The organism is Chitinibacter sp. SCUT-21, from assembly GCA_041874755.1.
Classification (GTDB): domain Bacteria; phylum Pseudomonadota; class Gammaproteobacteria; order Burkholderiales; family Chitinibacteraceae; genus Chitinibacter.
Map to the genome: position 1 here is coordinate 196,579 of CP102611.1, position 10,956 is coordinate 207,534.

Annotated in this window: 5 protein-coding genes; 1 reads left to right on the top strand and 4 read right to left on the bottom strand. The window is 48.2% G+C overall.

Annotation, left to right across the window (positions count from 1 at the left end):
• Positions 1 to 12: 12 nt before the first annotated feature.
• The 3 genes from lysS to NT239_00895 all read right to left on the bottom strand — a co-directional run bounded on the left by lysS (position 13) and on the right by NT239_00895 (position 7,503).
• Positions 13 to 1,536 (bottom strand): lysine--tRNA ligase, encoded by a 1,524-nt coding sequence (lysS, locus tag NT239_00885; GenBank protein ID XGA72835.1) that lies wholly within the window; start codon positions 1,534 to 1,536, stop codon positions 13 to 15.
• A gap of 66 nt (positions 1,537 to 1,602) precedes the next feature.
• Positions 1,603 to 2,706, bottom strand: a complete 1,104-nt coding sequence (gene prfB, locus NT239_00890) for a peptide chain release factor 2 (protein XGA71429.1) — start codon at positions 2,704 to 2,706, stop codon at positions 1,603 to 1,605.
• 81 nt (positions 2,707 to 2,787) lie between these two features.
• On the bottom strand, positions 2,788 to 7,503 hold the full coding sequence (locus NT239_00895) for an NAD-glutamate dehydrogenase (protein XGA71430.1): 4,716 nt from the start codon (positions 7,501 to 7,503) through the stop codon (positions 2,788 to 2,790).
• Between the two features lie 193 nt (positions 7,504 to 7,696).
• On the opposite strand from NT239_00895, the gene NT239_00900 reads away from it, so the two are divergent.
• The gene (locus tag NT239_00900) at positions 7,697 to 9,793 is read left to right on the top strand and encodes a DUF1631 domain-containing protein (GenBank protein ID XGA71431.1); all 2,097 of its coding nucleotides are present in this window, start codon (positions 7,697 to 7,699) and stop codon (positions 9,791 to 9,793) included.
• Positions 9,794 to 9,801: 8 nt separating this feature from the next.
• Here NT239_00900 and NT239_00905 read toward each other — a convergent pair whose 3' ends face one another.
• Positions 9,802 to 10,935 (bottom strand): response regulator, encoded by a 1,134-nt coding sequence (locus NT239_00905; GenBank protein ID XGA71432.1) that lies wholly within the window; start codon positions 10,933 to 10,935, stop codon positions 9,802 to 9,804.
• Positions 10,936 to 10,956: the final 21 nt, after the last annotated feature.

The following is a 10,956-nucleotide window of genomic DNA, read 5'->3' on the forward strand; positions in this document are numbered from 1 at the left end:
CCTTGCTGTTAATTAGTCTTCGTGGCGCATTTGCGGGAACAAAATCACGTCGCGAATGCTTGGTGCGTCGGTTAGCAACATCACCAAACGGTCAATGCCAATGCCGCAGCCGCCGGTTGGTGCCAAGCCGTGCTCCAGTGCGCGGATGTAGTCGGCGTCAAAGTGCATCGCTTCATCATCGCCCGCGTCTTTCAGGTCAACCTGCGCTTGGAAGCGCGCTGCTTGATCTTCTGGGTCGTTCAACTCAGAGTAGCCATTGGCGTGTTCGCGACCAACGATAAACAACTCGAATCGTTCGGTAATGCCAGGTTGCGTGTCTGATGCACGCGCCAGTGGCGATACTTCAGCAGGGTAGTCAACGATGAATGTTGGCTCCCACAATTTAGCTTCGGTATTTTCTTCAAACAAGCTCAATTGCAGGCCGCCGATGCCGTCGGTCAAGACTGGCTTGCCGCCCAAACGGGCGATTTCAGCTTTCAAGAAAACGCGATCGTTTAGTTGCTCATCAGTGTATTCTGGGTTGTAGTGCTTGATCGCTTCGGCAATTGTGAAGCGCGCAAATGGCTTAGATAGATCAACCGTTTTGCCTTGGTAAGTTACGACCGCGTGACCCGTCGCTTCAATCGCGCAGGCGCGGATGATGCCTTCGGTCATTTCCATCATGCGTTGGTAATCGGCGTACGCTTCGTAGAATTCGATCATCGTGAATTCTGGGTTGTGGCGCGTGCTCATACCTTCGTTGCGGAAGTTACGGTTCACTTCGAATACGCGTTCTAAGCCGCCTACGACCAAGCGTTTCAGATACAACTCTGGTGCAATACGCAGGTACAGCGGCATGTCGAGTGCATTGTGGTGCGTTACGAATGGCTTCGCTGAAGCGCCGCCCGGGATGCTGTGCATCATTGGCGTTTCAACTTCGAGGTAGTGCTGCTCAACCATGAATTCGCGCAAACGCTGAACAATTTTCGAGCGTTTGATAAAGGTGTTGCGCGATTGCTCGTTGGTGATCAAATCGATGTAACGCTGACGATATTTGGTTTCTTGGTCGGTCAGGCCGTGGAATTTCTCTGGCAGTGGGCGCAGTGATTTAGTCAGCAAGCGCAATTCAGATACATGCACCGACAATTCGCCAGTTTTGGTTTTCATCAAAGTGCCACGCGCAGCAACGATGTCGCCCAAATCCCAGGTTTTAAAGTCAGCATATACATCTTCGCCAACGGCTTGGCCGCTGATGTAGAACTGAATGCGGCCAGAAACGTCTTGAATCGTGATAAAGCTGGCTTTGCCCATGACGCGTTTGAGCATAATACGGCCAGCGACAGATACCGCAATCGCTTGAGCCTCTAGCGGTTCTTTTTCGATCTCGCCGTACTGGGCCGCTAAATCAGCCGCCAAATGTTCACGTTTGAAATCATTCGGGAAGGCAACGCCTTTTTCGCGGATCGCGGCCAATTTAGCGCGGCGCTCGGCGATAATTTGATTTTCGTCTTGCTGAACAACTTGTTCTTCTGTATTTGGGTTTGACATGGGGTATATGCCTGCAAATTAATGTGTGTATAGTCTTGCGGCAGATACACTTGCATGTATCTGCCGCATTAATGCTTAAACGCCTTGCTTCAAGCTTGCTTCAATAAAGCCATCGAGGTCGCCATCCATAACGCCTTTGATATTGCCAACCTCGTAGCTGGTACGCAGGTCTTTAATGCGGCTTTGATCGAAAACGTAGGAGCGAATTTGGTGGCCCCAGCCGATATCGGATTTGGTCGCTTCCAGCGATTGCTGCGCTTCCATCCGCTTGCGCAACTCCAGCTCGTACAATTTGGCGCGCAACATTTTCCATGCTTCGTCGCGGTTTTTGTGTTGTGAGCGATCGTTCTGACATTGCACGACGGTATTGGTTGGAATGTGCGTCAAACGAACGGCCGAGTCTGTTTTATTAATGTGCTGACCACCTGCGCCCGATGCGCGATACGTGTCGGTACGAACGTCGGCTGGATTGATCTCGATCTCGAAGCTATCGTCAACTTCAGGATAGACAAACACCGAGGCAAACGAAGTGTGGCGGCGGTTGTTTGAGTCGTACGGTGAGCAGCGAACCAGACGGTGTACGCCGGTTTCGGTGCGCAAGAAGCCGTAAGCATAATCACCAGTCAGCTTGATCGTTGCTTGGCTGATGCCGACGATGTCGCCATCCGACTGCTCCATGATTTCGACGCCAAAGCCTTTACGCTCGCCGTAGCGAACGTACATGCGCAACAGCATGCCAGCCCAATCTTGCGCCTCAGTGCCGCCGGCGCCCGATTGAATGTCGATAAAGCACGGCATTGGGTCCATTGGATTGCTGAACATACGACGGAACTCAAGCTTGGCAATTTCTGCCTCAAGCTCGACGTAATCAGCTTGAATGACTTCGACGGTGCCAAAATCGTCTTCCATTTTGGCCATTTCGAATAATTCAAGCGCGTCCGTAACGCCACTGCTTACGCGATCGAGAACGAGCACGATGTCTTCGAGCGATTTGCGCTCACGGCCGACTTCTTGGGCCTTTTTCGGGTCGTTCCAAGTTTCAGGGGCTTCCGATAAGCGCACCACTTCCTCAAGGCGATCGACTTTGCCTGGATAGTCAAGGTAGCGCTTAAGTTCGTCAGCACGTGCGCCGAGCTCTTTAAGCTGGTTTTCAATCTGGTTTAGCTGTTCGCTTTCCATGCGATGGTCCGTCGTCCGCTGGTGCAAAACCGCCAATTATATCAGCCTAAAGCCCGTTTTTGTGAGCAATTTCATCTGCAATTACATACAAAAGCGATGTCTTAACTCCCGTATTGCCGCCGAAATCATTGCCAAATCTGGCGTTGAATTGCGCAACTCCATAAACATGGCTCGAATTCGTTCAATTGCCGCACCATTTTGCTGCTGCCATTGCTCCAAACAATGATCGTTTTGGTGGCATTGCCACACCTGAGTAGTGAGCTGCGCTTGCAATTCACTTAGGTCGTCACGCACCGCCATACGCGCTAGCGTTTGCCAGCGGTTGTCACGCGGCAGCTTTTCAATCGCCGAATGCAACCAGTTTAGCTCGAGCAATTCGCCCAGCAGTAGGTGGAGCTTCAAGCGATCAGCCAATTGTCCGGTGTCATTGCCATGCCTTGCCATCTCAAGCAGGGCTTGAATCTCCTGCAAAACCAGCACCTTCATCGCCAAATCAGCAGGAACTGCCGCGTTAATTAAGCGCTCTTTTTGCTCGGCATAGCGAGGGCTGGCCGCGATCCAGTCCGGCAGTTTAGGCAAAACCAGCGCCGCGCAGGTGTGTAAATGGTCGCTTTCGGCTTGGCTCAACGGGTGTTGAATCAACCAACGCGCAACACGCTCGCAATAACGACGGATTTGCAGCTGCATTTCAATTTGAATTTCGGCCGCGACCACACCATCGAGCGCCTCAACGTCAAGCGCTAGCTTTTCGGCATCGAGCAGATGCTGCGCAGTCAAAAATGCCGCAACAACTTCGCTGGCGCTATGCTCGGTTTCTTCTTGTAAACGATAAACGCTGCTAAAACCAAAGCGATTAATCGTATGGTTTGTCAGCAAAGTGGCGACAATCTCGCGCCGCAGCGGGTGTGCTGCGATCGCGCTCTGGAACGATTGCTGCAATGGGCGAGGGAAGTAACGCGCCAAGGTGGCGTTCCAGCGCTCATCATCAATGAGCGTTTCCGCCAACAATTCTTGATTCAGCACGATTTTGGCGTAGGCCAGCAGCACCGCCAACTCAGGACGATATAAGCCTAGGCCTGCAGCCTGCCGCTCGGCCAATTGCCCATCGCTAGGCAGGTATTCAATGCGTCGCGACAGTTTTCCTGTTTTCTCGAGGTGCTGCATCATGCGCGTATGCACACTGAGTAAGGACTGGGCCTGCTGATGCTCTAACGAGATGGCGAGTGTTTGCAGCTCATTATCCCTGAGGACCAAGGCGCCAACTTCATCGGTCATGCTAGCGAGCAGTTCATTGCGCTGTTTTAAAGTTAAATCGCCATTGGCAATAAGCCGGCCCAACAAAATCTTGATATTCACTTCGTGATCGGAGCAATCAACACCTGCCGAGTTATCGATGGCGTCGGTATGGATACGCCCACCTTTGGCCGCATATTCAACGCGGCCAAGTTGCGTAAAGCCGAGGTTCCCGCCTTCCGCGACGACCTTGCAGCGCAAATCTCGTCCATCAATTCGAATTGCGTCGTTGCTTCTGTCATTGGCTTCGGCGTGACTTTGGCTGCTGGCTTTAACGTAAGTACCAATCCCGCCGTTGTACAATAAATCAACGGGGGCTTTTAAAATGGCCTGTAGCAGGGCGTTTGGCTCTAAATGATCGGCGTCGCAATCTAATAGCGTCTTCATTTGCGGGCTTAGTGTGATTGATTTCGCACCGCGTGGCCAAATGCCACCGCCTTGCGAAATAAGCTGCTTGTTGTAGTCATCCCAAGACGAGCGGGGCAAATTAAACAAACGCTCACGTTCGGCAAAACTTGCTGCCTCATCGGGATTTGGATCAATAAAGATATGCCGATGGTCGAAAGCAGCGACTAAGCGCGTATGGGGTGATCTTAAGAGACCATTGCCGAATACATCACCAGACATGTCGCCGATGCCTGCCACGGTAAAAGGCTCGATTCTTGTATTTAGGCCAAGCTCACGGAAAGAACGTTCGACCGAGACCCAGGCCCCCCGCGCAGTGATGCCCATTTTTTTATGGTCATAGCCGACCGAACCACCACTGGCAAAAGCATCATCAAGCCAAAAGCCATATTCTTGTGAGATTTGGTTGGCAATATCCGAGAAGGACGCAGTGCCTTTGTCTGCCGCCACGACCAAGTATGGATCGTCACCATCACGGCGACGTACATTGTCCGGCGGGACGATTTGGCCATCGATAAAGTTGTCGGTTAAATCTAGCAGACCGCGAATAAAGGTTTGATAGCAACTGATGCCCGCTTTTTGTAGTGCATCTCGCTCGGTTGGCGTGTTTTTAACAATGAAGCCGCCTTTTGAGCCAACAGGAACAATCACTGTATTTTTTACCATTTGGGCTTTGACCAAGCCCAACACTTCGGTGCGGAAGTCTTCTTTGCGATCAGACCAGCGCAAGCCGCCGCGAGCGACTTTACCTCCGCGCAGATGGATACCCTCCATTTGCGGCGAGTAAACAAAAATCTCGCACATCGGCACGGGTTGCGGCATAAAGCTAATCTGCGGTGAGGCGACTTTAAGTGATAAATATGGCTTGGCTTGACCGTCTAGTTGCTGGAAAAAATTCGTGCGCAAAGTTGCGCGTATTGCCTGAACAAAACCGGTGAGGATGCGCTCTTCATCAACATTCGGTAGCACTTTTGCCGCTTGTTCAACTTCTTCAAGGATGATCTCGGCAACGCCTTCTTGCGGGTCATTTGGGTGATGCAATAAATTGAACGCATTGACCAGTTGCTGGCTTTGCGCCGGGTATTTAAGCAAGCAATCGGCAATTGTTTCCATTGCATATTTCAGCGCAACTTGTTTTAAGTAGCGCGCATAGGCGCGAAGAATAAGCACTTCGCGCCAAGCAAGACCAGCTAGCAATGTGAGACGGTTAAAATTGTCGTTTTCTGCCTGATTACTAAACAGCGCAATAAATGCATCGCTGAGTCGAGCGCGATCTTGGCTTGACTCCAACGAGGCGCCACTCGGTAGTCGAACGCCAATATCCATAATCGACAGTGGCTCGCCATTCAGCGGTTTAATTTGATAGGGCCGCTCATCCAAAACGCGCAAGCCCAAACTCTCCAAAAGCGGCAAACAATCGGAAAGTTCGATCGCATGCTGGCGATAAAGCTTAACTCGCCAAACGCTTGTATCCAAAGGGCTGGCTGAGCTGAGTGAAATTGCTAATTCTTGGTGCTGGCTAAGTTCAAGTGCTTCAATGTCATGCACGGCGATGCGAGGAAGGTAGTCTGCGCAATAGGCAGCACTAAAGGCTGAATGATAACGCTGGAATAACTGCGCACCATGCTCTTCGCCTTGTGTATGAATTAACTCTCGCTTTAGTCCGTCCATCCAGCGTTGAGCTAGCTGAGCGATTTCTTGCTCAATTTCTTTTGGATCGTAGTCAATTTTTGTGTCGACAGAGCCTCGAACAATATACTGAATGCGCGCGAGCGGCGCGTCACTAAGTGCTACGGTGTATTCCACACTGAGGCCGCGAAGACGGTCTAGTAATAATGACTCAATCTTGACTCTAACTTCTGTGCTGTAGTTATCTCTAGGAACAAAGACCATTACCGAAACGTAACGCCGATAGATGTCGTTGCGGAAGAATGCACGAACACGTGAGCGTTCGTGTAGTGACACGATGCCTTGCGCTATCCGATTCAGTTCATTCGCATCTATTTCAATTAATTCATCACGAGGGTAGGTGTCTAAGGTGTTTAGTAATGCCTTCCCGCGGTAGCCAGACAAATCGGCATTACAAGTATCTAAAACTTGTTTGATTTTTTGTCGTAATACAGGGATTTGGCGTGGTTGTGCGGCATAAGCACTTGAGGAGTAGAGCCCTATAATACGAGTTTCACCAACAAATTGCCCAGTACTGTCAAAATCTCTAACTAAGATGGTGTCCAAATAGGCTGGGCGATGAATAATTGAGCGCTTATCTGATTTTGTGAGCATTAATAAGCGATCAGGGGCATAAGCAATCTTTTTTAATTCTTCACTTAGGCTGTTCCAAATTTTGGATATGGAGTCTTGTCCTGAATCTCGTAAAATACCTAACCCTGAGCCTCCTTTCATCATCAAGGCTTGGTCAGTAAACTGATATTTTCTTATACCTAAGAATACGTAGTGCCCAGCAAGTAACCACTCCAAGAAGGCAATGGTTTCTTTTATTTTGTCTTTATTTAAAATTCTTTGTTTTTCTCTAAAATCTTCAAGTATGTCGACAATGCACTCGGTCATTTTTGTCCAATCAAGAACGCAGGCATTGATCGCATCTAGTGCGGACTCTATATGGGTTTGCAGTTGTTGCATTTGAGCTATTTGGCTGATGCGACTTACTTCAAAGTGCATCCATGACTCTTTATTGCCTTCTTCAGATAGCCTTTTAATCTTGTTATTGCCTCTTTCTATCTTAAGAACTGGGTGTATTACCTTGAGTGTGTTGAGCTTCAATGCGTTGATTGCAATACCTACAGAATCCACTAAGAACGGCATATCATCGGTGATGATTTCAATGACTGTGTGGGCGCTCTGCCAGCCGTGCTCATTTTGAGTTGGATTATATATTCGCACTAGGTGTTGCCTCGATGGGCGCGATTGGCCTAAACGCCAGTGGGAGAGTAAAGCCCCGGCCCAATCCCTGAAGTCTCTGTCTTCCCAGTCTTCGATCGAAAGATTTGCAAAATATTGTGGCGCAATAGTGCCGGCATCTGCCATGCCTTGCTGTTGCAAGCAAACGATTAGATCGGTTAAAGGCAGGTCTGGTTGCATGGCGATAGCTCCATATGGCATTTGTTAAACTTTAGGATGTTTGTTGTTGAATCTCCACCATGCTCTACATTGCGTCTGTAACCGATTTCCCGTAGTACTCGGATGATTGGATGAGGGCGGTGACTAACGGTGCTGCTTTGTGTATTATTATTTGCTAATATATGTAAATAGTACCAAATGGATGGGCAGGGTCATGTTGCAAGGACTTCCAAGCAGTCAACCTAAGGGCAATACGGCAATAAAAACCGATCCTATGTTGGCGGCGTGTCGTGATTTGGCCGTCAAAATGCTGACTGACTCTTTAGATCATTTCTTTTCAAAATTAGAAGATACCTACTTCGAACTCGGCGACAAAAGCTTTGATCGAAAGCAGAGAGAAGACTTTTATGCCGCTCGTTTAGAAACGCATAATAAGCGCGAGCTTATGGCTCGGCAGTTCCAAAGCTTTATGAATGAAGCTTTTGATAAAGGCGCGATAAAAAAAACAGCAGACAATGAGAAAAAATTCTTTTACGTCAGTGCAGATCCTGATCAGTTAAGCTTGGTTGCAAATGAAGAATATGAGGAAAGCATTTCCGCAGACAAGGTTGTCAAAAGCATTAAAACTCAAGGAGGTGATGAACTCACGCAGTTAGAACTGCGCTTGGCGCGTTTGTTGCCAGAAAATGATGGACAGATAGCGAGTAATCCGATGTCTCCGGAAGCTATATGTGAAGCATTTTTGCAGGCGTGCCGACAGTTGGAAACCGGGGTCGACGCACGCATGATTGCAATGCAAGCGTTTGAAAAGGAGCTGTCCGGCCAGGTTGCCAATGTTTATCATCAAATTAATCAGTACCTTATCGCGCAAAATGTTCAACCGCTACCACGAAGTCAAAGGGCTAAACAGCAAATTTCGCCAAAAGAGCACGAAGTCAAACCCAAGTTGGCTGAAATTCCTCAGCTTGCAAATCATCTGTCACAACTAGCAAACCACGAAATTACAGAGCAAGAAACGAAAGCGCTAGAAACCTTGCGTCAAGCACCTAGCTGGTTAGCTTTCTTGGACCTGCTTCAACGCAAGGCCCCTTCCGCTGCAGCTGTTGATGGTGGTGAAACAATTACCCAAAACCTTTTGGGCTTGTTACGAGAAACAGGGTGGGCTAAGCAGCTCCCTCAACTCGACGCAATGACGCTCGAGTTGGTTGCTATGCTGTTTGAGCATATTTTCGAGGATCCACGTCTATCACCTTCCGTGAAGAGCTTGATCGGACGTTTGCAAATTCCAGTTCTCAAAGTTGGCATGATGGACGCTGATTTTTTTGCCAGTAAAAAACACCCAGCTCGTTTATTGCTGGATGAGCTGGCATTTAGCGCAACGGATAATGAACAGTTTGAAGTTGGGATGCCGCGCTATGAAGCCACAGCCGAGATTGTAAATTCATTAATAAAAAGATATGAAAAAGACATCTGTGTTTTTGATGAAGCCCTACATCAATTACAGGTACTTAATCAGCGCTATGAAGAGTTGGCCGCAGCAGAGTTGGCGGAAGAGGTGGAACAACTGGCAGCGCACGAGCTAGCTGAACTCTCGCACGTTACATCAGAGCAGTTAATTGCCCAGCATCTAAGTCAATATGAATCTGTACCGGATGTAATTCATGACTTTCTGACGGGGAATTGGTTATCAGCGTTAAAGGTGGCTTACGGGCCTCTTGGCGAATGCGAGCCGGAGTATGTTCGCCGCATTTCTGCCATGAATGATTTGCTTTGGAGCGTTCAGCCTAAAGCTACTGCTGATGATCGTTTTAAAATGGTCAATATGCTACCTGTTATGCTCAAAGCACTCGAGGATGGGGTGGCCGCTGCAGGTCTAAGCAAAGAGCATGCTCAAGCATTTTTTTCCGAGTTGGTGCAATGCCATGCTAGTGCCATTCGAAATGGTATTAAAGTGGTTTCACGCCCAATTAGTGCGGTAGAGCAGGTAGTGGAAACTAGTTCTGATGAAGCTTTTCAGGAAACAGTGCCTGCTTATTCTGAAGATAGCTCTAAAGATGCAGATTCGATTTTACCGATCAAAGGTGAGTGGGTGGAGTGGTTAGATGAGTATGGTCACATTAGTCGTTTGCGTTTGTCGTGGATAAGTCCGCAACAAACGCGTTTCTTATTTACCAGTCGTGAAGTCAAAGGTATGGCTTTTTTGAAGCCAGAGCTGGAATGCGCCATTAAAGAAGGGCGCATTATTAGATTGGCTCTCGAGGGGTCAATAACAGATCGAGCCATCCAAGGTGTAATGAAGGATTTGTGCTAATTATTTGGCTAGTCCCCAATGGCTTTTTGTAGGTCATGAATCGCGTTGCTCAGTTGGTCTTGAAAATGGGCTTCAGCTAATAAAGCCCCTGATACATCTTCGAGACCATCATGAATAATGGCCATTAACGAGGACTCTTGTCGCTCTGTCAGTTGCAATCCAACAAGTGCTTCTTCTACACGCATCATCACATTGCTTAAAATAATGGATGCAGAAGCGCGTCCTGAGCGTTGCAAGTCATCGATATTAGCCATCGTAGTTGTTAGATTCTTAATAGTTTCAGCAATGGCGGTGCCACGATTCTGTGACTGATTTGACGTGTTGATGGCTTCTAAACGCACTTCCGCTGCTTCAATTAGCATTGCTAAGTGATCACGCAGACGACCGCATCGTTCTGGATCATCAGTGGGCATGTTGGTGATCAGTGTTCTCACATGTGGGTAGCTAATGGACATGCGTGTTTTGAACTGGGTTATCCTATCCATTGAGGCCATGTGTTGAATAACTGAGGATTCAAGCTCAGTAGCCGGCCCTTGCTTTCCGATGACAAGATTTGCATTGTTTGGGAGCAACAACTCCACGACGCTATCTACATCAAATAAAGCTTGCCCTTGTACAACGGCATCTGCCAGTTCCCGTGGGGTTTTGCAGTAATTGAATCGCTTAAGCCCTTCGAGTAATAACCCCGTTTCACTCATGCTCGTCATTGCTAGCATGGCTGTATTTGTTGCATATTGACTCTGGTTTTTTAACTGCTGACGCTCATCAATTAGGGCTAATATTCGTTTGACTTTGGCCTCAAGAATTTTGGGGTTGATTGGTTTGGCTAGAAAGTCCTCCCCACCTACTTCAAAAGCTTGTAATCGATCATCGATGGTATCGAGGGCAGATAAAAACAATATAGGTATGTCGTACAAATCGAAGTCATCTTTAATTTGACGACAAAACTCGAAACCATTCATTTCAGGCATTTGTATATCAGCAATGATGAGCTTCGGGTGAGACTGCGCCTGGCTTAATGCAAGACTGCCCGATTCTGCTGTAATGATTTGGCAGCTTTCAGCTAGAGCATCATGTAAAAAATCTAGCATAAACAAGTCATCATCAACGATCAGTACAAGTGGTTTGTCATCAGTTTGCATAAATTGAATCTCTTCTTTGAA